The organism is Adhaeribacter swui (genome assembly GCF_014217805.1).
Lineage (GTDB): Bacteria > Bacteroidota > Bacteroidia > Cytophagales > Hymenobacteraceae > Adhaeribacter > Adhaeribacter swui.
This window is the reverse complement of sequence record NZ_CP055156.1, coordinates 5,104,763-5,130,216: the sequence shown is the minus strand read 5'-3', so window position 1 is coordinate 5,130,216 and position 25,454 is coordinate 5,104,763. Positions and strand designations below refer to the sequence as shown.

The window sequence follows — 25,454 nt, the reverse complement described above, 5'->3', positions numbered from 1 at the left end:
TAAATTATCATTAATGAGGTATTAAATTTTTAAAAATTTCAGAAAAGTACCATCTCAATTTTCAAGCAAATAAAGCACAACCTGAAAAATATGTATTTGTTTCACAATGGTTTCCAATATCTTCTTACTGGCATAGTATTTAATATTGGTATATGAAAAATCATCATAATTGCGCTAAAATGAACTTATCGGATTTTAACAAAGCTACGCAAGAAGAATGTACCGCCTGGTTACTGCAAAATGGAACTTACCTGGCCGACCGGCACTGCCAAGGTAGTAAAGTACGATTGTACCATTTAGGAGATTTCTACGCCGAGGTTTTTCACCGGTCCTGGGATAACCAAGTTTATTTTGTAAAAGGTTTTAAAAACGAAAACGTATTAAAACTATATCTGCATACCATTCAGCTCGCCGAATTATAATTGTTCCGGTACAAAATTTTTCTGTTTTGTAAAGTTATCTATTGTCAGTAATCTGCGTAATTAAGGTTACCCGACTGTTTTAAAATAAGTTTATTTAAAAAGCGGTTAAACTTTATAGCGCGCATGGCCACAAAAAGACCTAGTTTAAAAATTCATAAAACCACCATGTGGATTTTTATTTGTGTGGTGCTGGTATTTGTAGTGATAACCTTGATCGCTTTAAATGATAGCGCAGAACGGAATGGCCGTAAATTAATGCCAGGCAAACACGGCATTAAATACAAAAAAGAACGAAGCAACAAAGACGGATAGCTACCGGTATTTGCCTACAATTATTAGCTATTCTGTATTTTAAAGCTATTTATTGGTGCCGTACACTTCTTTTAGTTGCTGCGTTAAATATTGATAAGCCAGGGGGATTTCTTTGGCCGCATCATTTACTTTAGCTTCCACCACAATCGGGCCTTGGTATTTTATTTTTTTCAAAGCTTGTAAGTACGGCCTAAAATCTTCTCCTACTACGCCAGGCACTGTTCTTTTTTCTTTTTCGGCAATTTCTACGTGCACAATTATTTTGCCCGCATCAATAATATGTTGCGGCGGCTCGTTTTCTTTTAGCATGTGGTAAATGTCGGCGTTTAACCGAAAGTTGGGGTGGTTTACCTTTTTCACAATTTCGGCGGTTTCCTGCACGGTATTTAAAAAGTTGGTTTCCGTGCTGTTTAAGCTTTCTATGGCAATGGTTACGTTGTGTTTTTTGGCCAGTAAAGCCATTTGCCGGCACAAAGGAATAAACTTTTCTTTCGCTAACTCATTGCTATAACCATCGGGTAAGCGGCGGGAACCGCCACTGCCCAGCACAATAACCGGAATATTTGCTTTTTTAGCCCGGGCAAATACCTGATCTACGTGGGCCAACACTTTAGCTTCGTCTACTTCCGGACCTGCTATTTTTAAACTTCCAGGAAATAAAACATTACATAAGTAAATCTTGGTACGGGCTTTTTTGATTTTTTGTAAGTTCTCCTGAAACTGCTCTTCCGATAAAGTAGGCGACAGCATTTTACCAACCGTTTCCCCGAGCAAATGAAAACCCGCGGCATACGCCAAACTATCTTGCTCAATGGATTCTACTAAGCCTAATTCGGGTATTTTTTGTGCCTGCGTTGTTACGTAAGGCGAAATACTAAGCAAACTAACAAGCAAGTAATGGTGAGCGCGCATAAGATTTTTAAAATTTAATTTTTTAGATTCTTAAAGTAAACGCTTTTCAGGTAATTGCCAAGTAACCATCGTTATTCTCTGAATAATGCATCGTTATTTAATAGGTTAAAACCAGAAGTTAGCTGTTGCCCTAAGGCTCTACCTCTTATTTAAGCAGGCGTTTTACCTGAAGGTATTGCCAGCTTGATGCTCCTGTTACATTAAAAATTTTTTAAAAATTTACAATTTAGGGTAGCCATAAAAGATCTGGTGTACGAAAGCTTGGTTTATACAATTAGCCTTATAACTTTGAAGATGCAGAAAAGAAGCTTTTTGCTTTAACGGATAGCGCTGGCCAATTGTTAAAATTTAAAAAATGGGTCAGTATGCTTTAACTTCTTTGCCTGCGCGGCTAAGCTATTTTTAATCAGGTAATATGCGATTCATCTTTAAACCTTTTAGTAAACAAACCAAGCTGTTTTGGGTGTCGGCGGTGGCGCCCGCTATTTTTTTAACCGGTTTTACCAAAGACGATCCCACCGGAAAAAAGATTGTACGGTTAACTGCCGCCGAAGCTACTGCCCGGGCCAAGGCTATTGAAGCTACCGAAAATCCAATCTTAGATGCGGGATTGAGCATGCACGTGTGGGGCGTTGATTCTTTAATTGCCGACCCGATTGCCATTGACATAGATGATAAAGGCCGCTTGTTTTATACCCGCACCAACCGGCAAAAAAGTTCGGAGTTTGATATCCGGGGCCACCAGGACTGGGAAATTCCTTCCATCAGTTTGCAAACCGTGGAAGATCGCCGGGCATTTCTGCGCAAAACTTTAGCTCCCAACTTAAGTGGCCAAAATAATTGGTTACCCGATATGAACCAGGATGGTTCGCATGATTGGCGCGACTTAACCGTGCAAAAAGAATACGTGTTTCGGGTAGAAGACACGGATGGGGATGGTATTGCGGATTTCCGGCAACTGGTTGTGGAAGATTTTAACGACGAAGTTACCGATGTGGCCCACGGTGTACTAGCGCATAACAACGAACTATACGTTACGGTTGCTCCGGATATGTGGAAGCTGCGGGACAAAGACGGTGATGGTTTAATGGATGAAAAAAAATCGCTGATGACCGGTTTTGGCGTACATATTGGTTTTAGCGGGCACGGCTTATCTGGTTTAGAAGTAGGGCCCGATGGCAAAATTTACTGGCAAATTGGTGATATTGGGTTTAATGGCAAAGGGCCTGATGGTAAAAAATGGGAATACCCGAACAGTGGCGTAGTAGTACGTTGTAATCCGGATGGTTCTGATTTTGAAGTTTTTGCTTCTGGTAACCGCAATACTCACGAATTTGTATTCGATGAATACGGTAACCTGATTAGCCACGATAACGACGGCGACCATGCTGGCGAAAAAGAAAGATTGGTTTACATTGTAAACGGCGCTGATATTGGCTGGCGCAGCAACTGGCAATATGGCAAATACCGCGACCCGGATAATAATACCTACAAAGTATGGATGGACGAAAACATGTACAAGCCCCGCTTTGAAGGACAAGCCGCTTACTTTACGCCAACCATCGCCAATTACGTTAGCGGCCCGGCGGGTATGCTGTACAACCCCGGCACGGCGCTTAGCCCGAAATACAAGAATCACTTTTTTGTAGGCGAGTTTACCGGCAGTGCTGCCCGGTCGGGCATTCATGCGTTTACTTTAAAACCGAAAGGCGCAGGTTTTGAACTCGGTGAAACTAAAAAAATTGTGGGTAACGTGTTAGGCACGGGTATCGATTTTGGTCCGGATGGAGCCATGTACGTAGCCGACTGGATTAATGGCTGGGGTACCAAAAACAACGGACGCATCTGGAAACTTGATGATAAAAGCCAGACAAACTCGCCGGAACGGCAATTAACAAAAACTTTACTGGCCGCTGATTTTGCAAAAAAAACGGATGCCGAACTGAGCGAAATTTTAAAAAATCCGGATATGCGGGTTCGCCAGAAAGCGCAGTTTGAGTTAGCCAACCGCGGCGAAAAAGGAGCCGCTATTTTCCAGAAAAATATAAAACAAAGCAGCAACCAGTTAGCCCGGGTGCACGGCATCTGGGGCATGAGCCAATTAGCTCGCCAAGATAAAATATATGCGAAAACCCTGGTAGCTTTATTAAAAGACAAAGATCCGGAAATTCGGGCGCAGGCGGCCAAGTGGCTGGGCGATATGAAATACGCCGAAGCGGGTAAAGCGTTGGTACCGGTTCTACAAGATAACTACAGCCGGGCACGCTTTTTTGCCGCCGAAGCCTTAGGCCGGATCGCCTACGAACCTGCCGTTAACCCCATCATTGCCTTATTAAAAAATAATAACGACGAAGACACTTACCTTCGACACGCAGGTAGCCTGGCTTTAGCCCGTATCGGCAAAGCCGAACCTTTAGTTGCTTTAGCCAAAGATCAATCGCGAGCCTTACGTATTGCGGCCGTGGTAGCCTTGCGGCGCATGAGCCACCCGGGAATTGCCAGCTTTTTATCTGATCAGGATGAATTTGTGGTTACCGAAACTGCCCGGGCCATTAACGATGATCTGTGTATTCCGGCGGCCTTACCGGCTCTGGGTAATTTGTTGGCTACAACTAAGTTTACCAACGAAGCACTTATTCGGCGGGCGATTAACGCGAACCTACGGGTAGGCAGCCCGGAAGCAATGCAAAATTTAATTAATTACGCGCAAAAAGAAGGAAACCCGGTAGCCATGCGGGCCGAAGCACTGGATGCTTTAAGCACCTGGGCAAAACCATCTGTGTTGGACCGGGTAGATGGCCATTTGCGGGGAGTAGTACAACGCGATGCCGCCTTATTGGTAAATAAAACCAGTAATTTATACATTAACATGCTGCAAAACCCAGAATTGCCTTTGCGTATGAGCGGTGTAAAAGCTATTAGCAAGTTGAAAATAGCCCAAGGTTCCGAGGCTTTATTTTCCCGTTTAAAAACAGACAAAGAGCCTTCCATGCGGGTAGAAGCTTTACGTGCTTTAGCTGCTATGCCAGATAAACAAATCAGTAAAGCCATTGAGCAAGCTTTGTCGGATCAGGAAAAAACCGTAAGGGTAGCTGCCCTGGACTTGCTCGGAAAAACCAATATGGCGCCAGATTTAATGGTGTCTTTGTTGAGCGAAGTAATTAATACCCGCACCACCGAAGAAAAACAAGCCGCTTTATTAACCCTGGGCAAATTACCGGTTAAAAATACCCAGAAAGTATTTAATCAATTACTTACCCAAATGGCCAATGGCAAGCTTGCTCCCGAAATACAACTAGAATTAGAAGAGGCGATTGATAGTACCCGGTCCACGCAGTTAATTTCGCAGTATAAAAATCAATCTGCCAAATTATCGCCGGATGCCTTAATGGCTTCTTTTAAAGGTAGCTTACTGGGTGGCGAGCCGGAAACCGGGCGCCGGGTTTTCTTCCGGCACCAAACCGCGCAGTGCATCCGTTGCCATTCTTACGACGACCTGGGCGGCAATGCCGGTCCCAGATTAAATGGCATTGCCAACCGGCTATCCCGGGAGCAGTTGTTAGAAGCTTTAATTAACCCCAGCGCAAGACTGGCGCCGGGTTTTGGCACGGTTACCCTTACCCTGAAAGACGGCAAAAGCATTAGCGGCATTTTACAAGGAGAAACCAACACGAATATCACGGTAAAAGTAGGGGACCAGCCTGAAAAAACTATCCGGAAAGATCAGGTTGCCAAACGTACCAATGCGCCCTCCAGCATGCCCGAAATGCGTTACCTCTTAACTAAACGCGAAATCCGGGATGTGGTAAGCTTTCTGGCAACCTTAAAAGAAGAAGAATAAAAAACCATAGTTTAGCTACTCAAACCACGAGTATAAAATTTAAATTTTTAAAATTTAGAAATTTTAGAAAAGTTGTAAATCAGATTAAAGGTTAGGAATGCAGATAATGATTATTCCTAACCTTTTTTAATTCTCCTTTTTGCTAGCCAAACACTACGGCCATTTAGTAGCAGTGCAAAGGGATTTCTGTCTGGTTTTAATATATAATTTGTTTAATATTAAAAATAATTTTATTATTGTTTTAATTATAATGTTTTATAGATATATTATATAACTAATCAGCAGCATCTTACTACTAAGATGGTCTATAAGATATTGCATCCTGCACCTAACGGTATGTTTCTTAAGCACCTTGGATTAACTTTAATCGTTTCTTTACTCTTTTGCTCATTCAGAGTAAAGGCGCAAGATGCAGCGTTGCCATTGCTTTTAGCGGGTAAAAATGATACTACCAAAGTAAACCAATTAATTAAATACGCCGATAAATTAACCGATAACCAGCCGCAAGAAGCTCTGCCCATTCTAAACAAAATAGTTAATTTAAGTAATCGCTTAAATTACCCCGATGGTACCGGAGCCGCCTTATACCTGATAGGCTACGTGCACCTGAGCAGTGGCAACTACCCGGTTGCCATGCGTTATTACCGGCAAGCGGCCGCTAATTATCGGCTATCGGGTAATTTGCGTAAAATAGCCAAATGCCAGACCAGCATAGGCAATGTGTATGGGTACCTGGGCAAAACCGATAGTTGCATCAGCCATTTTATCTCGGCCATTAAAATTTTAGAAGAAAACAAGTACCAGCCCGAGCTTTCGCGTACTTACCTGAACTTAGGGATTATGTACGATAACATCGAGGAGCATCAAAAAAGCATCTTTTATGTGAAAAAAGCCTTGGCAATATCGCGGGAGCTAAATGATACCTTTTTACTTAACCGCGAATTAGCCGAATTAAGTGCGGCGCACCGCCAGTTAGGCAACTTTAAACAAGCGTATGCTTATGCCGCCGAATCATTGCGGCTTTCTAAAGCCAAGGGTACCGATAAATCCATGCTCAGTACCGCTTACGACACCTATTCCAACGCCTGCGTTGACTTAAAAAGGTACGACGAAGCCATTTCGGCGGGAAAAGAAGCTATAAAATATGCCTCCGAAATCGGGCAAAATCAACTTTATATATCGGCGGCCATGGGTTTAGCCGGCGCCTATAAAGAAAAAGGAGAACACCGGCAAGCCATTACCCTGCTGGAAGCCACTTTGAAAAAATGTCAGGACAATGGCAATGTGATGTTTTTACGGGAAGTATACCGGTTTTTAGCCGAAGGAAATTACGCTTTAGGCAATTACCGGCAAGCCTACCAGCACTACGAAAACTTTAACCGCTACGAAGATACGCTCGCTAACCAGGAAAACCGGAAAGCTATTGCCGAGATGGAAATTAAATACCAAACGGCGCAAAAAGAAAAAGCTTTAACCGATAAACAACTGCAAATAACCCAGAAAGACTTACAACTACAACGCAATCAAAAATTTACATTGGTTAGTGTGGCTGCTACCCTGGTTGCCATTCTGGTAGCCAGTTTAATTTACCTGAACTTAAGAAACAAGCGGCGCATTTACACCCGGCAATTAAAAGAAGTGCAGCAGCAAAAAGAAATACAGGTGCTGGAAGCTTTAATGCAAGGCGAAGAAAAAGAACGCAGCCGTATTTCTAAAGATTTACATGATGGAGTGGCCGGCATGTTGGCGGCCGTTAAAATGCACGTAAATAGTTTATCGCTGCAAAATGCACTGGTACTGGAACAAACCGTTTACCGGCAAGCGCTCCATTTATTAGACGAAGCTTCGTACGAAGTTCGTAAAACGGCCCACAATCTTATGCCCGAAATGCTCATGCAACATGGCTTGGATGAGGCTCTACGGCGCTATTGCCAGAATATCAGCAACGATCATACCTTGGTAGTGCAATACGATTCGTGGGGCGAGATTAAACGATACAAGGAAAGTTTTGAGCTATCGGTTTACCGGATAGTACAAGAACTTTTAAATAATATCATGAAACACTCCCGAGCCGACCGGGCCATTGTGCAGTTAAGCCAACGTAATAATATTCTTTCTACTACCATTGAAGACAATGGCATTGGCTTTAACCGGCAAGAAATGAAAAGCGACGGTTTGGGCCTGCGCAGCCTGCAAAGCCGGGTACAAGCCATTAACGGTAAATTAGAAGTAGAAGCCCAAGCAGGTAGTGGCGTGAGCGCTTATCTTGAATTTGAAACCAGCGGATTAGAAGTATAACCTATGTATCCATTACACCTAGCCATTATTGATGATCATCAGGTAGTTATAAATGGTTTAACAGCCATGTTTACTAACCACCCGGATGTTCGCATTGTTTTTACTACCACCAACCACCAGGAATTGCTGCGGTATATAGAGCAAGAGCCAATTGATGTTATTTTGTTGGATATTCAAATGCCCGAAATCAGCGGCATTGATCTTTGTAAGTTAATCCGGAAACAGCACCGCGAAGTTAAAATTATTGCCTTCAGCAGTTTTGATGATACGCATCTAGTAAAGCAAATCTTACGCAATGGTGCTTCTGGCTACGTTTTAAAAAACGCTGATTTAAATACCATCATGAAAGCAATTAATACAGTAATTCTGGACCGGGAATTTGTGGACAGTAACATTCAAAAGTTGCTGGTGCAGGAAAGTTTAACCGGGCAACGGCGCTCGTTGTACGAAGTACCTTTAACCAAACGGGAAAAAGAAATTTTAAAATTAATTGCGGAAGAGTTTAGTAATCAGGAAATAGCCGACCGGCTTTTTTTAAGTTTACGCACCGTAGAAACCCACCGGTATAATCTTACGCAAAAGTTAGATGCTAAAAATACCGCTGCCTTGGTAAAAGAAGCTATAAAAAGAGGATTGATCGAATAAAGCCTTTTATTATAGTGGCTTCAGTTTCTTCTGTCAGAACGAAGATGGCCGTAATTCATTCGTTTGCGTAGAAGCACTTTATTAAACTTAATCCTTTTTTCAACCTACTTAAAACTATGAATTTTATCGTTAATTTATTGGTAAGCGCCGGTGTGTTAATGCTGATGGCTTACATTTTACCGCAAGTAAGAATTAAAAGTTTTGGAACTGCCTTATGGGTTGCCTTTTTGGTTGGTATATTTAACGCCACCATTGGTTTTCTTTTGCGCCTGCCACTTAATTTAGTTACTTTCTTTTTATTAAGCTTTGTGGTTCGGCTGGTAGTTACCGCTATTATTATAAAATTAGTAGATAAACTGGTGCGCAATTTTGAAATTAAGGGTTTTTGGCCGGCCTTAGTAATAGCTATTGCTTTGGCTATTGCGGGTACTTTAGTAAACCGGGAAGAAGCTGAAGATCGTTATCAGTATAATTCAGCATCCGTTACCGCTCAACGCGCGCCGCTTACCTAAATTTTTTAAAAATTTAAAATCTAACAAGAGCTTGTTCCGGCATAAAAAGGAACAAGCTCTTGTTAGATTTTATCCTTTGCTCCAGCGTTTCCTTTAATGGCGTATTTTACTAAAAATTCAAAAATGCTTTGTTCCCCAATAGCTTACACTAATAAATCCCGCTATTGCCCGCTGTTTTGCTTGACGTATTTTAGAAAATTAATTTTTTATTTTGCGCTTTAATTGAAGGTTAAGCTATTAACTATCAGCTAAGTTATTGCTATAAAATTACCCTCTTCTATAAAATTTTATTAAAAGTTAAGCTAGAGTTTTATGTAAATTATAATAAAAGTCTAGCTTTGCTTTAGAATTAAATACATTACCATGACTGCCTATTCCAGTGGCTCTTTGCACAAGTTCCGAAATCTCGTTGGGTTTAAATACGAAATGTATAACAGTTTATTCTCGTCGCTGCCCTTTTACCGGGTAGAAAAAACGGGCGTGCTGTTATCCTTGTTTTTGTTACACTGCGAAGAAGGTTTAAAAAAAGAATCTAGTCCAAACGACATTATCACGTCTTTTTTTAAACAATATACTTCTTACGCCACCGAGCAAGAACAAACCGATTTGCTGTTCCGGTTTGTGCAATTTGCCGAACGACAGGTGGTTTTGTTTGATGCCCTGGAAGATGCCGCTTTCAACGAGATTAACGACATGCAAGGGATTGGTACCCTGAAACACCTAGAATCAGAAATCTCGCAGCACCGGGCTCAGGATAAACTCGCAGAAAAGCTCAAGGATTTTTCAGTAAGATTGGTATTAACTGCGCATCCAACGCAATTTTATCCCAGCGAAGTACTGGGTATTATCAACGATTTATCTAAAGCCTTAAACAACAATAATACGGCTTTAGCCAATTCGTACTTACAGCAGCTTGGTAAAACGCCATTTTTTAAAAAAGAAAAACCAACTCCTTACGATGAGGCCATTAACCTGATCTGGTTTCTGGAGAATGTCTTTTATCCTGCTACCGGTCAAATCTTATCTTATTTAAAAAATACTTTTCCAAATGCCGTTAATCCAAATAATCCTTTAGTCCGGATGGGCTTTTGGCCTGGAGGCGACCGTGATGGAAACCCGTTTGTAACCGCTGAAAATACCTTAAAAGTTGCCGAAGCGCTGCGTGGTGGTATTGTAAAATCTTATTATTTAGAAGTACGCCGTTTAAAAAAGCGTTTAACGTTTAAAGGAGTAGCCGGTATTTTGGCCGATTTAGAGCAACGCCTATATAATAACTTATTTGTGCCAGGATACAAAGCTGATTTAACGGTTTCCGAAATTAAGGAAACAATGCAGCAAATCAGAAGTACCATTCTGCGCCTGCATAACGGACTTTTTGTAAACCAGGTAGATTCTTTTTTAAATAAAGTGGATTTATTTGGGCTGCATTTTGCTTCCCTGGATATTCGGCAGGATTCGTCGGTGCATAGTAGGTTAATGGAAGTTCTAGCCACGCAAACCCAGGTATTACCCGATAACTATTTAGATCTTTCGGAAGAAGATAAAATTGAGGCTTTATTGGCCGTAAATAGTACTATAACCCCGGATATTTTTGAAGAAGATTTACTGCAGGATACCATTGAATCCCTCCAGGCAATCAGAACCATTCAGCAATTTAATGGGGAGGCCGGTTGCCACCGTTATATTATTAGCCATAGCACCAGCGCTTTAAATATTATTGAAGTGTATGCTTTGTTTTTACTTGGCGGCTGGACTCCTGAAAGTATTACTATTGATATTGTACCGCTCTTCGAAACCATCGAAGATTTACGCAATGCCAGCTCGGTAATGCAGATTTTATACGAAAACAAAGTATACCGGCAGCACCTGCATCAACGTGGCAATGTGCAAACCATTATGCTGGGCTTTTCGGATGGCACCAAAGATGGGGGTTATTTAATGGCAAACTGGAGCATTTACAAAGCAAAAGAAATGCTAAGCCAGATCTCTAAACAATACGACGTAGAAGTGGTGTTTTTTGATGGCCGGGGAGGCCCGCCTGCCCGCGGAGGTGGCAAAACACACCAGTTTTATGCCTCTATGGGGCACAATATTGCAAACAAAGAAATTCAGCTTACCATCCAAGGGCAGACCATTAGCTCTAATTTTGGTACGGTAGATGCCGCCCGTTATAACATGGAGCAACTCATGCACGCCGGCATTAGCAATGCCCTTTTCTCTAACCGGGAAAAAACCTTAACCGAACCGGAAGAAAACTTGTTAGTAGCTTTAGCAAACGAAAGTTTTGCCGCCTACAACACCCTGAAAAATCATCCGGACTTTCTGGAATATTTAAATTACGTAAGTCCATTAAGGTATTACGCCGAAACCAATATTGGTAGCCGCCCATCTAAACGCAAATCTGGTCAGTTAAACCTGGATGATCTCCGGGCAGTACCATATGTAGGAGCCTGGAGTCAGTTGAAGCAAAATGTACCTGGTTTTTACGGAGTAGGTATGGCTTTAGAAAAGTTAAAAAATGAAGGTAAATGGCCCGAGCTAAAAGGGCTGTACCAAGATTCTATGTTCTTTAAAACTTTGCTGGATAACTGCGAAATGGCAATGAACAAGTGCAGTTTTCCGGTAACCGCTTATTTGGCGAATCATCCGAAATACGGGGTGCTTTGGAAAATTATGTACGAAGAATTTGAAAGAACTAAAAAATATCTGCTGGACTTAGCCGGTAGCGAAGAATTAATGGCAGATAAACCCATCGATCAGCTTTCCATTCATTTGCGCCAACGGATTGAGTTACCCCTTATCACCATTCAACAATATGCCTTAACCAAAATCCGGACTTGGGAAGAACAGCAATTAATGGTGGATGAAAAAAAGATTTACGAAAAATTAGTAATGCGTTGCTCCTTCGGCATCATCAACGCCGAAAGAAACTCTGCTTAACTAAGCTTCCCTTACTTTAAGTAAAAAGCCCTAAGTTTTTAAAATTTAGGGCTTTCTCATTTTCTAGCAATTTATCAGAAAGGTAGATGATATTGTTCTGGCTTTAAACGGTAGGGTAGGGGAGGAGCCTTAATATGATCCGGTAATCAGATATTAAACAAAATTGAATTCTTGGAAATAAAACTTTTACCCACGGCAATGAGGGGAAAGCTTCAAAGAGTAATCCTATAAAGTAATTGTAATTACCTCACACTAGTTCTCCGAAAGTCCCCTAAATTATTAGACTTAAATTAAAGCTTGTAATTGCTTTGCAAGGATTTTAGAAATGGGCTAAAGAAAATGATCTGGAAAGATAGTCCTGTAATAATGCATCTATCTATCTGATCTACATAATAAATATATATTTAAAATCTTATCTTATTAAAAAGTTATTGATGTTTAATTATTTAAGATAAGATAAATCTTATAAATAAAATAAATTAAAAATAAATTATGAATATTTAAGATAAGATTAAATCATCAAGCATGAGTGTTAATACTTACAATTTTTGTTGTGTTGATAATATATGTTTATCCATAGTTGTGCACAAATGTGAATAAGGGGTAGTTATCCATAATTACTTAAACTTGGCTGATAATCTTATATTTCTTATTTTATTCTTATATTTAAGTTACTCTAAATCCTTGAAAGTGGAACCGCAAAACTTAAATTGCCCCCAATGTGCTACTCTTGTTTTGGAAGAAGCATTTTTTTGCTTTAACTGTGGCACTCAAGTTAAATGCAAGAGCTGTAAAGAAGTAATTCCGGTGGAGGCTAATAATTGCACGGCCTGCGGCGTGCCGGTTGTGGCTAGAGAATCTAAGGGGCAAGTAAATACTTTTAAATTGCGCGAAAACAAAGAAGAAAGAATTTATGAAATTAAATTCACGAACGAAGTTGGTAAAGAAATAAAGGAAGTAATTGCAGATCTACTTAAAAACAAAGACCTGAGCTCCAGCAATCCCGCCTACCTGTTAAATCCGGAAGAGCACAAGCAATTAAATGCACTCGAAAATTCAGAATTAAAGTTTACTGAAACCAATAGCCCTACTAAGCGCTTAGAATCGGGTTTGCATTCTACAGCACTAGCACCAGCGGGCATGCAGCAGCCAGAATACCCGCACCTGAATGATTTAGAGATTTTGCTAAATTTGAAAGAAAATGAGTGGTTATTGGTTTTTGCTTTTTACTACTCTAATTACGGAGTTAATACTTTTACCAAAGACATTGTTTGGCAGGTTTACAAAGATCGCCGGAAAACCGAAACGCGGTTTAAAAATCTGGGTACCAACTGGAAATCGCTTTTTAAAAAATTCATTGTTACCGTTAAAGAAAACGAATTTCGGTTTACACCGGCCGGATTACACAAAGTTAAAAGCGTATTGTCGCCGAATTATTCTAACGACAAAATTAGCACCTCTGGTCAGAAAGGTAGAAATGCAAACAAAAGCCGGCCTAACTCCATCCGCACCATTCCGGTGTCCCGCAAAGTTGTAGCCAGCAGTATTGTCCCGAATGAGTTTGACGTATATCAGAATGCCTATAAACCATCGTTAGAATCATTTTTCCGGGAAAAAAATCCTGGTTACGGCAATCCGAACCGGATTGTAACCATTGCTTACTACATAACAAAGCTGAATCATCAGGAATATTTTACCGAAGGCAATATTGATTTTGCATACCGGATTTTGAACTTAGGTGGTAAGCCAGCCCACTTGAAGCAAATTATTATAAATTTAAAAAATGAAAGAATTTGGTTTCAGAAAATCCTGGATCAAAGCGTAAACGGCTGGAAATTAACCAGACAAGCCGAATTGTTTGTGGAAGAAAAACTACCTGTCCGAGTGTAATGTTTAAGTATTATGTTAAATAGGGGTTAAATTAAAGTTGCTGACCTGTCTTTTAATAACCGACTAGTAACTAATAACTGGCCTACATGCCTTTGGGTATGTTCCGCGGCATGAACCAATAAACCCAACATGGTAGAGGGTATTTTGGCTCGCCCCACAAAGCGTACTTCGGTTAGTTTGCTGCTGTCGGTGGTGCGTAGTTGGGCCAAGGCAAAATCAACTTGTTGGTTAAATTTTTCCGTTAAATAAGATAAAGTAAAAATTGCCGGATCCGGATTACTTTCATCCGAGAGGGCTTTTATTTGAGCAGCATCTAAGGATTCGCCACGGGCATAAGTAAATAACCGATCCAACACACCCGATAAATGTTGTAAGTGAAAACCAACCGTAGCTAAGTTGCTTAATTTCTGCCAAAGTAATGCATCCGGAAAGTTTTGGGTTAATGCATTAACTTCTTCACGGGCCTGTAACAACGCATGCGCTACGGGTTGTAACAAATCCGGTATTCCGGGTAGCGGGCCACGTAGCCAAACTTCTAATTGATTATTTTCCATTACCATTTATTTTTTCTGTTTAAGTTTAGTTATTGTTCCTGATATACTGGCGGATATTTTAATATTTATGTTTAACCTAGCAAACCTAAATTTTAAAAAATTTAAAAAGTAAATTGTTGGATGGTCCGCGAACATAATTTCAGGAATTTAACTTTTGTCTTATAATTTATATTATGTTAAATAGACTCGCGGTGTATATTTCCCGCTACTCCCATTATTCTACTATCAACCAACACTACTATTTTATTATTCTTGTAGGGTAACATAATTCGGTACTAAGGAATCTACTTCTATAAAGCCCAACCTAATTGCCTTCGGTACTGCGGTTAAAAAACAAAATTATATTTAATATCTACACTAGATTTATTAAAAAATTGAATTATATTTATCTTAAATTATACTAATCTGTAAGCTTATTATTTAAAATCCACTAATTCCTTTCTTTCCAACTTTAATTTTATGAAAAAAAATTTTACAATTAATCATGGTAGCCTCAAATGGCGAATGATTAATAAGTCGAAAGTAATTCTACTTTTTGCTTGTATCATCGGCATTCAGGTAAATCCACCCGCGTTTGCCTATAACAAGGTTAAAAACAACGAAAACCCTACATCAGAACCTTCAGCTTCTACTGCATTTGCCGGCGAAAAAGTTACTAGCTTTACATTAATCAATGCCGATACCGACCAACCTATTCAAACACTTACGAATGGTACAACACTCTACTTAGCTAAACTACCCACTAAAAATTTAAATATCCGGGCAAATACTTACCCCGCTAAAGTTGGTAGCGTTTACTTTTCCTTAACTGGCGCTCAGGTACATAACCAAATGCAAACAGACGTTCCTTTGGCGTTATTTGGCGATGCTAGCGGCGACTATAATCCTTGGATACCCACCAACGGCAATTATACATTGAAATGTACGCCTTACTCGGGAGCAGCCGGTTCCGGCACGGCTGGAACCTCATTAACCATTAACTTTACCGTTAACACCGGCACAACAAGTGTACGCCCCTATGTAACCGCGGTGCGCCCAGCTAATGGCGCTACCAATGTGTCATTAGATCAATCTGTTTCGGTGGATTTAAAATACCCCGGTGGAAATTATATAAAAACCTCAACGGTTAACACTAGTACGGTTAAACTGTTTAAGGTTTATTCTACCGGCAAGGTGCAGGTTACGGGTACAGCGGTTAACTCTACGGCAGCCGGCGACGCAGTTACTTTATCGGCTACTTTGGTGCCAAATACTAATTACGAGTTTCAGATTACCGATGGCGTAAAAGATGATAACGGCAACGCTTTAATTCCGTTTTCTTCTAAATTTAAAACAACGGCTACTACGCCGGATTGCGGCTATTTGTGTAATGTTTCCTTCACAGAAAAAACCTTAATAACCAATTCTTTTAGCACTACCGGCTTTACTACTTTGGTTATTGGTCCGGACCGGCGGTTGTATGCTGCTACCTCGGCCGGAAAAATTGAACGTTGGGACATTAAATCAGATGGTACAATTGCTAACCGGGTTACTATCTCGCCTTTTGGTACTGCTAAGCGTTTACTAATAGGTTTTAGGTTTGCCCCTAATGCCACAGCCACCAATTTATTGGCTTATATCAGCCACTCTGCCCCGGTATTTACCAACGCGGCAGAATGGTCCGGTAAAATTTCCCGCATTAACCTGAACACTCCTTCTAAACCGCAGGTAGTAGATTACGTGGTTAACCTTCCCCGCTCCTACAAAGATCATTCAACTAACAGCATTGATTTTGGACCGGATGGCGCTTTGTATTTCCCGCAAGGTAGTAATACGGCCATGGGAGCTCTGGACGGTGCTTGGGGTAACCGCCCGGAAAAGCTGTTAAGTGGGGCTATTTTACGTCTGGACCTAACCAAAGCGCAGCAGCAAGGTTTGCCTGTTAACGTTAAAACGCAAGAAGGTGGTACTTATAACCCGTACGCCTCTAATGCGCCTTTAACTATTTTTGCTACTGGGGTACGTAATGCGTATGACTTGGTATGGCATTCTAATAAAGAACTGTACGTACCTACCAATGGCTCGGCGGCGGGTGGTAATATACCGGCTTTGGTAAAAGGTTCGGTTTGGTCTAATGGTACTACTTATACCGGAGCTACCGTTCCAGCTTTAACGGATGTGCGCCAAACCATGGGCGATTATCTTTTCCGGGTGGTAAAAGGCGGTTATTATGGTCATCCAAATCAGCTTCGGCACGAGTATATTATGAACGGGGGTAATCCTACCAGCGGGGTTGATCCGGCTGAAGTAACGGAATACAAAGTAGGTACGCCAAAAGAACCTAACTACCGGGGCTACGCTTATAGTTTTGGTTTAAATAAGTCGCCGAATGGTATTATAGAGTACAAGAGCAACGCTTTTAATGGTAAACTAAAAGGTAAAATGTTGGTTTGCCGGTTTAGCGGCGGCGATGATATTATGATATTAGACCCTGATGCTACCAATAAAAGCAAAATTACGGCTACTGAAGGCATTAAAGTACCCGGTTTACGTCGACCGTTTGCGAATCCCTTAGATATTATTGAAGACGTTAAAACGGGTAATTTGTATATTTCTGAATACTACGACAGCAATGGCGATGGCCAGCCCCGGATAACTTTGTTAAAAGCGAATATTCCGGCTACCAGTGCTGCCAGTACAGCTATAGCGGATGCCTCGATTACCGAAGCCGATGCTATTTCGGTAAAACAAACCAGTTTAGAGATTAACGTGTTTCCAAATCCTAATCCGGGCAATAACATGAACATAGAAGTTAAGAATTTTGCAGCCCAGTTACCGGTAATATTTACTTTGCAAAATGTGATGGGCCAGGTAGTACATACTTCTTCTATTATTACCGACGATCAAGGCAATGGTAGTACCGAAATTACTTTAAAACAGCAATTAGGAGCGGGTGTTTATCTGTTGCAAGCTGCCGGAGGTACCCGCAGCATCCAAACCAAAGTAGTAGTTAAGTAAAACTTTACTTTTTACGATAATAAAAAAACGGCTGCCTCGGTAGCCGTTTTTTTGTTTCAGAAATTAAAATTTTTAAAAATTTAAAATTTTCCGCTTTAAAAAAACGCAAAATCCATTTCACCGACAATTCACCACTTTTTACCGATATTTAGTTCTTGGTTGCCTTATTGCTATTGTTAAGCCGGCCTAAAGTTGATTATCTTTCATAAAAAAATACGCTATGAGCATGCAGCACACAAGTTCTTCCTCTGGTAAAATTGTTGCCGGATTAATCATAATGGCCGTGGGTTTTGTTTTCTTACTGCGCCAAATGAATTACCCCTTGCCGCACTGGCTTTTTTCCTGGCCCATGATTTTAATTGTTGTTGGTTTAATAAATGGCGCTAAATCTGGCTTTCGGCATTTTGGCTGGCTAATATTAATTGGCTTAGGGATGGCTTTTTTATTGGATCAAATGTATCCGGTATTTCAAATTACCCGTTATGCCTGGCCTCTATTTATCATTGGTGCAGGTTTATTCATGATTTTAAACCGGAACCGTTCTTTCCCAGGCCGTGAAGAACGCCGGCAGCGCTGGCAAGAACGCCGGGAACAATTTTTTAATCATACCAATGCAACCTCAGCTACAACTCCGTACCAAACCGCGGAACCACCCGTTACTACCCTGCAACCCGACCCCCAGGTATACGGCAATTCAAACCCGGAACCAACCGCATCCGCCATACACAACAGCGAGTTTATAGAAATTACTGCCGTATTAGGCGGTATCAAACGCAATATTTTATCTAAAAATGTTACCGGTGCCGATATTACTGCTTTTATGGGAGGTGCTGAACTAAACTTTTCGCAAGCCGATATCCATGGCCGGGTAGTTGTGGATGTAACGTTAATTATGGGTGGCTGTAAGCTGATTGTTCCTTCAAATTGGCAGGTAATTTCAGAAATTACGGCCATTATGGGCGGCCTGGACGATAAACGAAACATTATACCTGCTACTAACACGCCAAACCAAAAAGTTTTAGTTCTGAAAGGTGTGGCCTTAATGGGAGGCATTGATATAGCCAGCTACATCTAATGCAGCAGGTTTTTATTGCTTCAAAATAAGAATTTTAAAAAAATTGCTCTTATGGAGTTCTCCTCTCCTTTTACTCAATCCCGGGTTTTACTAATCTTAAGTGTGTGCTGGCTCATGTTAGCTTTGCTGCAAGCCTACGCGCTTAATAGCTTTGGGTGGGAAGGAGATGTGGTAATTTCGGATAGCGGCATTAGTACAATAATCTTGTTATTGTTGGGGTTTGTATTAGTTAATATTTTGCGCTTTTACCGTCCCCGGCCCGACCGTTATTGGTTTTTAATTTCTTACTGCACTGTGTTTTCTTTAATGTGGCTTTTCTTGTCGTACGAATTCCTGACGCTGAGCAACGAAGAAGAAAAAAATTATCAGGTATTTCTGATCCGGTCTTTACCTATCCGGTTTATTTTTGGCTTTTTTACCATGGGCTGGATTACCATGCTCACCATAATCTGGCACAATCAGCAAGACCAGAAAGCGCACCAACGCCGGCGGGCGCATGCCGAAAAACTAGCCCGCGAAGCCGAGTTATTAAATTTACGGGAACAACTAAATCCGCATTTTTTATTTAATAGTTTAAATTCCATCAGCGCCCTGGTAGGCACCCGCCCCGCCGAAGCCCGGCACATGATTCACCAGTTATCCGACTTTTTACGCGGAACTTTAAAAAAAGAAGAAGATCAATGGGTAAGCCTGGCCGAAGAACTGACGCATTTGCAACTATACCTGGACATTGAAAAAGTGCGGTTTGGCCACCGGTTACAAACCGAGATTACCGCCGAACCAGGCTGTGCCGAAATGCGCCTCCCTCCTATGTTATTACAGCCTTTAGTGGAAAATGCTATAAAATTTGGTTTATACGACACTACAGGCACCGTAGTGATTAGCTTGCAGGCGCAATGTATTGAAAACTATTTACGATTAACGGTTCAGAACCCTTACGATCCGCAAACTTCCCGCCCCCGGCAAGGTACCGGTTTTGGTTTAAGCAGTGTGCAGCGGCGGCTTTATTTACTTTTTGCCCGCAACGATTTATTTGCCACCCAAACGGAGGGCAACCTATTTACTACCACCTTAATTATTCCGCAACTAGCATGAAAGCATTAATCATTGACGATGAACCATTGGCCCGCTCCTTGGTTTTAGAATATTTGCAAGCCTATCCCCAAATACAAGTAATGCAGGAATGTAATGATGGTTTTGAAGGGGTAAAAGCCGTACAGCAGCATCAACCCGATTTAATTTTTCTGGACATTCAAATGCCTAAAATTAATGGTTTTGAAATGCTGGAGTTAATAGAAGAACCCCCAACCGTTATTTTCACCACGGCTTTCGACCAATACGCTTTAAAGGCTTTTGAAGCCCACGCCGTAGATTATCTTTTAAAACCGTTTAGTCAGGAACGGTTTAATAAAGCCATTCAGAAATTGTTGGAACAAAAAGGCGCTGCCCCGGACACCAAAGCCAAAACTACCGCTTTACTGGAAACAGCGGCCCAATCGTCGGAAAAGCACGACCGGGTGGTGGTAAAACTAGGTCATAAAATTAATATTATTCCGGTGGATGATATTCAGTATTTAGCGGCCGATGACGACTACGTAAACCTGCACACCGCCTATGGTACTTTTTTAAAAAACCGCACCATGAGCTACTTCGAAAAGTCGTTGGACGCGCAGCAATTTGTGCGGGTGCACCGTTCTTACATGGTGCAAATAGCGCAAATTACCCGCTTAGACCCTTACCAGAAAGACACCTACATCGCAAAACTTCGGTCAGGAGCCGAAATTCCGGTGAGCCGGGCGGGGTATAGCAAGTTAAAAGCAGTATTGGAATTATAATTAACCAAAAGCAGCATAAACAAAAAAACCACTGGCCCTTAAGGAACCAGTGGTTTTATAAATTTAAATAATTTTAAATTATTCAGCGTCGAAGTTATACAAGCTAGGCTTTACCGATCCTAACATTTGGTTGCGGCTATCCAGAATAGCCTGATAAGTATTAAAACTTACCTGAGCATACGGATCTTGTTCAAAAGTTACCCGGCTCACAATTTTCTCCTCTGATGAAGTTTTAACCTGGTTAGAACCAGCAGTAGCGGCAGAATCTTTTCCTGTATTAATCCACCCGGTGGATGCACTTTTTGTTTGATTAACTTCTTTCATTTTCCTGTTCCTTTTAAAGATCTACCTAAATTTTACTTACTTCTGACTTTGTGTATAATACTACCAATATTAAATTTTTGTTACATAGCCTTAAATTTTTAACTCTCTTACCAATAATGTAATTAAAAATATTGAAAATGAGCCAATTATACAACCCAAGCACAATGAAACCGGCTTTTAAGTTCCTAAACACAATACCTTAAAAATCAGGATAAATACTGTTTTAGATAGTAGATATAGTAATATTCAAACAGAGCTATTATCTGAAAAAATGAAAATTAAAATAATAAATTAGCTTTTTAAAAGAAGAGGCTTGTTTTTAATTTACTAAATTACTGATTTAAAGCTGTTTACATTTATGTTTTGTCGAAAAAATAGGAATCAGGAACGGGTATAATACAAAAAGTTATTTTGTTAAACAGAATAATTCAAAGAAGTGTATTATTTAAAAAATTTAAATTTTTTTCTACTTTTTTGCTTTATCTTCTAAATAAGTAAGGATTTTTTTTACTTCTGTGTCGGTCTCGGTTAATTTATTCTGGCAGAACTCGATTAAATCAGAGGCGCGTTTTACTTTAATGGCCAATTCATCTACCGGTATGGTTTCGTCTTCTAAAGCTTCCACAATCGTTTCCAGTTCTTCTAAGGCTTGTTGGTAGGTTAAATTGCTGTTTAAGTTATTCATAACTTGATCGGGTTTCGGTAATGGTGCTGATAATTTCGGAATCCTGGAAAATGGTGGTAATCTCGTCGCCCGGTTTCACATCGGCCGCATTTTTAATAATGGTATCGCCCCGGAAAATAATGGCATAGCCGCGCTTCAGCACGTTTTCTGGACTAAGTAATTTTATGGTGTTGCGCAGATTAGCTATTTTGTGCTGTTCCGATTTAACGTACGACTCCGAACTGCAGGTTAAACGGTAAAGTACTTTCTCCAGTTTAAAACGTTGGTTACTTACCAGCCGGTTAATTAACTGGATTACCGTGCCAGAAATAGGCCGCAGCTTTTGCTGTTGCTGGTTTAAACATTGGTGGGTATTATGGATTACTTTAGCGTGTAAATTCTGGAGAATTAATTTTTGGGCGCCTAATAGTTCGTTGGTTTTAGATATTACTACTTTTTGCAACTGCAGCAAGTTTTCTTCAAAAGAGCGATTATGCGCCACAATGGTAGCCGCCGCCTTGGTAGGTGTTTTAGTAGGCAAACAAGCCATTAAATCGCAAATAGATTCGTTACGTTCGTGGCCAATACCGGTTATAACGGGTATCGGGAAACGGGCTACCGCGCGGGCTACCGTATACGAATCGAATGCGCTAAAATCCAGTTGGCTACCCCCACCCCGCACAATTACCACCGCATCGTAGGTTATACCGGATTGGTAAATTTTAATAAGTTGCTGGCAAATTTGGTTGGCCGCTTCGTTGCCTTGTACCTGGGCAAAATATTCATCTACCTGAAACGTATACTGGTATTTATTTAAATAAAGTTCGTGCACAAAATCGTTGTACCCATCGGCTTGGGCCGAAGAAATAAGCGCCAGCCGCTGAATAACCGGCGGAAAAGTTAGCTGTCGGTTGCGGGTAATAAATTCGCCGTTAACTAACTGTACCGCATCCGGATTTTGATCCAATAATTTTTGCAGTACCGCTTGGCGGGTTAAAGCCAGTTTGCCAATGGTGTAATTACAATCAATCTCTTCAATTAAAACCGTTAAGCCATAATGGATGTGGTACTGAATCCGGACTTTAAATAAAACTTCAATATTATCTTTAAATGCCTGGCCGGTAGTTTCTTCGAAGTTGCGGATTGTAGCGTAACAATTTCCCCAGATTTTAGCCTGAATAGAAGCCAGCACTTCGTGGGAGTTCTCAGCTTTTTCGACTAAAGTAAGATAACATTGGCGTTTGTCGCGGTAGTTTTTAATACCCGAGGTTTCGGCGATTACGGCGTAGGTTTGCTCCCGGAACACCCCATCAATGGCGTACTGAATAAGCTGGTTGAGCTGGGATAGTTTTAAAGGAGCCGAGGTTTGCATACTATTAACAAATCTAACGAAATTGGCGGGCAATTCAGAAACCAGATTGATAAAAAAATTAGCATTAAGTTAAAAACGCTAATTTTTTAGCTACCTCGCAACATTTGCCTCAATCTAAAGCCGGTAGTATTAGTAATATATGAAATATTTATTACCCGAAATAAAAAAGGATAGCTTTTAGTAGCTATCCTTTTTATGTACCGTTTTTTAGTGCGAGGCCTGCGCTTCTTCGGCGTAATCAGACCGGTTATTGCGCTTATGAGCGGCATCTTTCATGGGGTCATTGTCCCGATCGCTTTGCGTTTCACAGGATTGCAGGGTAAGGAAAGTAAGCGCTAAAAAGCCGGCATAAATAAATTTTTTCATGTTAGATGAAGGGTTATGTATAATCGTATTATTGGTTATTCGGTTTATTCGTTTGCGGCATCTGGCGGCTCGGCGAATTATTTTCAGTACCCCGGGTTTCGGAATTACCAGCATTGTTCTCAGTTATGGAAGTAGCCCGGGCAGCATCCTGATCCTGCGCACTATTCTGGCCGGGTTTTTTAGCCATTCCGGCACTATCCATATTCGAGACTCCACTATCCGGCTTTATATCAACCGGCGATTCCATGCTGGTGTTTCTGTTATCCGTAGGGGCATCGGCCTGGTTATTTTCTATCTGACCGGCACCATAACCTTCGGCCGGCGTTTTGTGATCTTTCGACTGACACGCCATATCGGTAGTTGCCAACGCCAGCAAAAATACATACAATTTCTTTTTCATAGCTTTTATGGTAATAATTTTTACGCTTCTGTTCAATAATTAATAATTGTTCTTTTTACTTATCGGCGGAGTAAAAGTTACCTAATCTTACTTTACAGCGGTAAAAACCCAGTTTTAAATTAATTAAGCGCGTATTTCTCTCTGTAAATCGCATCACCAGCCTGGTAATAACAAAAGCTTAATAAATCCAAAATTCTACGGAAGGCAGTATTCAGGTAATGCTGCCTTCCGTAGAATTTTAATTTTTAAAATTTATTCAGTTCTGGAAAACAAAAGCGCTATTAATTAAAATATTCTTTTTCTAATTCTTTATCGTGCCCGTAGATATCGTCGCGGAAATGAACCCGGCCTTTATCATCTACCCACGAGGTAAAATACACAATGTACACCGGTATTTTTTCGGGTAAGTTTTCGTACTGTTCGGTGCCGGCGTGCATGGCTTCTTCAATGGTTTGTTCGTTCCATTGGAGTTTGCCTTCGAGCAGAAACTGCGCTAACTGCACTGGTTTTTCTACCCGGATACAGCCGTGGCTGAAGCCCCGCTGGGTCTGGTTAAACAGTTCGGCGGCGGCTGTATGGTGCAAATACACTTCGTGCTCATTCGGGAAAATAAATTTTACGTCGCCCAAGGGGTTTTTAGGGCCAGGCCGCTGGCGGATCATATATTTAAAATTTTCTTTAGTAATGGAGCCCCAATCAATAGAATGCGGATCTACAGGCACGGCGTTTTTACCGGAGCCTTGCACCACTTCCATGTCCATTCTTTCGAGCCAACCTGGATCGGCGAGTAAATGCGGCATCATCTCGTTTTGGATAATAGAAAACGGCACGTACCAATACGGCGAAAAAACAATGTACTCTAGCTTATCGCTGAATATGGGCGTAGAGTTCATTACTTTACCCACAATTACGCGCATGTGAAATACGGACTTGCCTTTATCTTTGGCGTATAACATAAACTCCGGAATATTCACGAAAATATGCTTACGCTCCATTTCTTTGGGTTTCGGAATCCAGCGCCACCGTTCCATATTAATGATAATCTGGTCAATGCGGTCATCGAGCGACACGTTCATCATGCGCAAGGTTTCTTTGTTTAATTTGCCGTCTGGCTTTAAACCATGCCGTTCCTGAAAATCTTTCACGGCATTATCGAGTTCGGTATCATAAACCAACGAATCCGGATTGTTAGGTTTTATCTTATTGGCCGGCAACAAACGCTGGCGCAGCAAAGGAACCGCCGGCGACTTCTGCCCTACCTGTAAATTACTTTTAACGTTAGTAATTTTGGGCCAGCCCCCATTTTTCCGGATTTCGCGGTATTGCGCCAAGGCCGTGCGTAACTGGTTGTATTCTTCGTGTAGCGGTTCAAACTGATAATACGGGTAGCGGCTGCTTCTTTCGCGCAAAATGGTTTGTAGCGCTTTATGCAGTTTAATTTTATTTCTTTTTACACTCCATTCAATATTATCCAGTTCCCGCGGATTTACGGTGCCCCGATAAAAATCAGAAGCATAATTAAAGTAAGCGGCCGACAAAGCCACGTCTATTTCCTGTTGCAAACGATGTTTAACAGAGTCTTGTTTAGCGGCCTCGTATTGGGCAAACAAAGCTTTAAAATCTTTTACTTTGTAGTCTTCGGGGTTTAAACCTTCGCGGGTTGCTTTGTTAATTACCTGCAAAAACGTGTTGGCCTGCGGCACAATTTTATCATTTTTAAACCACCCTAAGCGGTACCCGCGGGTGCGGTAAAACAACATGGTGGTAGCCCGGTGTTTTTTAAGTTTTGGTTCTTGCTTCAGGTAATTTTCAATAAAGGCGCTGTCGGTTTTTATACTGGTTTTCTCGTTGGCGGCTTCTTTACCGTCTTTGGTTTTATTTTTATTACAAGCCGTTAACTGAATTAAGAAAAATAATAAAATACCAAGGTAAGTGTAACGATAATAGTTGCGTTGGTTAAACATAAATTCGGATCGGGTTCTATACTCTAAAATCTTTTTTTAGCGCAAACAACTGCTGGTTGCTCAAGCTAATTTTTTAAAATTCCCTTACCTGCTACACAAGTAAGGGTTTCTATTTTTTACTGGTAAATGGC

20 protein-coding genes are annotated in these 25,454 nt (G+C 41.0%); 12 read left to right on the top strand and 8 right to left on the bottom strand.

Annotation, left to right across the window (positions count from 1 at the left end):
• Positions 1–152 precede the first annotated feature (152 nt).
• Positions 153–422, top strand: coding sequence for a hypothetical protein (locus HUW51_RS21260; protein WP_185271614.1), 270 nt, complete (start codon positions 153–155; stop codon positions 420–422).
• A gap of 123 nt (positions 423–545) precedes the next feature.
• Positions 546–734 carry a hypothetical protein gene (locus tag HUW51_RS21255; RefSeq protein ID WP_185271613.1) on the top strand — a complete coding sequence of 63 codons (189 nt, stop codon included), beginning with the start codon at positions 546–548 and terminating at the stop codon, positions 732–734.
• A 45-nt stretch (positions 735–779) separates the two neighbouring features.
• Here the strand turns inward: HUW51_RS21255 and HUW51_RS21250 are convergent, their stop codons facing one another.
• The gene (locus tag HUW51_RS21250) at positions 780–1,646 is read right to left on the bottom strand and encodes a sugar phosphate isomerase/epimerase family protein (protein ID WP_185271612.1); all 867 of its coding nucleotides are present in this window, start codon (positions 1,644–1,646) and stop codon (positions 780–782) included.
• A 415-nt stretch (positions 1,647–2,061) separates the two neighbouring features.
• Between HUW51_RS21250 and HUW51_RS21245 the strand changes: the two genes are divergently transcribed.
• From HUW51_RS21245 to HUW51_RS21220, 6 genes are all read left to right on the top strand, one after another.
• Positions 2,062–5,487 carry a DUF7133 domain-containing protein gene (locus HUW51_RS21245; protein WP_185271611.1) on the top strand — a complete coding sequence of 1,142 codons (3,426 nt, stop codon included), beginning with the start codon at positions 2,062–2,064 and terminating at the stop codon, positions 5,485–5,487.
• A gap of 336 nt (positions 5,488–5,823) precedes the next feature.
• On the top strand, positions 5,824–7,785 hold the full coding sequence (locus HUW51_RS21240; protein WP_185271610.1) for a tetratricopeptide repeat-containing sensor histidine kinase: 1,962 nt from the start codon (positions 5,824–5,826) through the stop codon (positions 7,783–7,785).
• A gap of 3 nt (positions 7,786–7,788) precedes the next feature.
• On the top strand, positions 7,789–8,430 hold the full coding sequence (locus tag HUW51_RS21235; RefSeq protein ID WP_185271609.1) for a response regulator: 642 nt from the start codon (positions 7,789–7,791) through the stop codon (positions 8,428–8,430).
• A 116-nt stretch (positions 8,431–8,546) separates the two neighbouring features.
• Complete coding sequence (locus tag HUW51_RS21230; protein ID WP_185271608.1) at positions 8,547–8,942, top strand: phage holin family protein; 396 nt, start codon at positions 8,547–8,549, stop codon at positions 8,940–8,942.
• Between the two features lie 363 nt (positions 8,943–9,305).
• On the top strand, positions 9,306–11,882 hold the full coding sequence (locus HUW51_RS21225; RefSeq protein WP_185271607.1) for a phosphoenolpyruvate carboxylase: 2,577 nt from the start codon (positions 9,306–9,308) through the stop codon (positions 11,880–11,882).
• Positions 11,883–12,572: 690 nt separating this feature from the next.
• The gene (locus HUW51_RS21220) at positions 12,573–13,772 is read left to right on the top strand and encodes a zinc ribbon domain-containing protein (protein ID WP_228467059.1); all 1,200 of its coding nucleotides are present in this window, start codon (positions 12,573–12,575) and stop codon (positions 13,770–13,772) included.
• Positions 13,773–13,798: 26 nt separating this feature from the next.
• On the opposite strand, the gene HUW51_RS21215 is transcribed toward HUW51_RS21220, so the two are convergent.
• Positions 13,799–14,326, bottom strand: coding sequence for a DinB family protein (locus tag HUW51_RS21215; RefSeq protein WP_185271605.1), 528 nt, complete (start codon positions 14,324–14,326; stop codon positions 13,799–13,801).
• Positions 14,327–14,785: 459 nt separating this feature from the next.
• Between HUW51_RS21215 and HUW51_RS21210 the strand changes: the two genes are divergently transcribed.
• The 4 genes from HUW51_RS21210 (at position 14,786) to HUW51_RS21195 (ending at position 20,233) form a co-directional block, all read left to right on the top strand.
• Entirely contained in the window at positions 14,786–17,323 is a 2,538-nt protein-coding gene (locus HUW51_RS21210) for an Ig-like domain-containing protein (RefSeq protein ID WP_185271604.1), read from the top strand.
• A 220-nt stretch (positions 17,324–17,543) separates the two neighbouring features.
• Positions 17,544–18,398 carry a LiaF transmembrane domain-containing protein gene (locus HUW51_RS21205; RefSeq protein ID WP_185271603.1) on the top strand — a complete coding sequence of 285 codons (855 nt, stop codon included), beginning with the start codon at positions 17,544–17,546 and terminating at the stop codon, positions 18,396–18,398.
• A gap of 51 nt (positions 18,399–18,449) precedes the next feature.
• Complete coding sequence (locus HUW51_RS21200; RefSeq protein WP_228466803.1) at positions 18,450–19,493, top strand: sensor histidine kinase; 1,044 nt, start codon at positions 18,450–18,452, stop codon at positions 19,491–19,493.
• Positions 19,490–20,233, top strand: coding sequence for a LytR/AlgR family response regulator transcription factor (locus tag HUW51_RS21195; RefSeq protein WP_185271602.1), 744 nt, complete (start codon positions 19,490–19,492; stop codon positions 20,231–20,233). The genes HUW51_RS21200 and HUW51_RS21195 overlap by 4 nt, the downstream gene beginning before the upstream one ends.
• Positions 20,234–20,311: 78 nt before the next feature.
• Here HUW51_RS21195 and HUW51_RS21190 read toward each other — a convergent pair whose 3' ends face one another.
• From HUW51_RS21190 to HUW51_RS21165, 6 genes are all read right to left on the bottom strand, one after another.
• Positions 20,312–20,557, bottom strand: coding sequence for a hypothetical protein (locus HUW51_RS21190; RefSeq protein WP_185271601.1), 246 nt, complete (start codon positions 20,555–20,557; stop codon positions 20,312–20,314).
• Between the two features lie 466 nt (positions 20,558–21,023).
• Positions 21,024–21,242 carry an exodeoxyribonuclease VII small subunit gene (gene xseB, locus HUW51_RS21185; RefSeq protein WP_185271600.1) on the bottom strand — a complete coding sequence of 73 codons (219 nt, stop codon included), beginning with the start codon at positions 21,240–21,242 and terminating at the stop codon, positions 21,024–21,026.
• Positions 21,235–22,593, bottom strand: coding sequence for an exodeoxyribonuclease VII large subunit (xseA, locus tag HUW51_RS21180; protein WP_185271599.1), 1,359 nt, complete (start codon positions 22,591–22,593; stop codon positions 21,235–21,237). The genes xseB and xseA overlap by 8 nt, the downstream gene beginning before the upstream one ends.
• A gap of 207 nt (positions 22,594–22,800) precedes the next feature.
• Positions 22,801–22,959: a hypothetical protein gene (locus HUW51_RS21175; RefSeq protein ID WP_185271598.1), complete on the bottom strand. Its 159-nt coding sequence runs from the start codon at positions 22,957–22,959 to the stop codon at positions 22,801–22,803.
• A gap of 28 nt (positions 22,960–22,987) precedes the next feature.
• Complete coding sequence (locus HUW51_RS21170; protein WP_185271597.1) at positions 22,988–23,359, bottom strand: hypothetical protein; 372 nt, start codon at positions 23,357–23,359, stop codon at positions 22,988–22,990.
• A gap of 281 nt (positions 23,360–23,640) precedes the next feature.
• Positions 23,641–25,323, bottom strand: coding sequence for a L,D-transpeptidase family protein (locus tag HUW51_RS21165; protein ID WP_185271596.1), 1,683 nt, complete (start codon positions 25,321–25,323; stop codon positions 23,641–23,643).
• Positions 25,324–25,454: the final 131 nt, after the last annotated feature.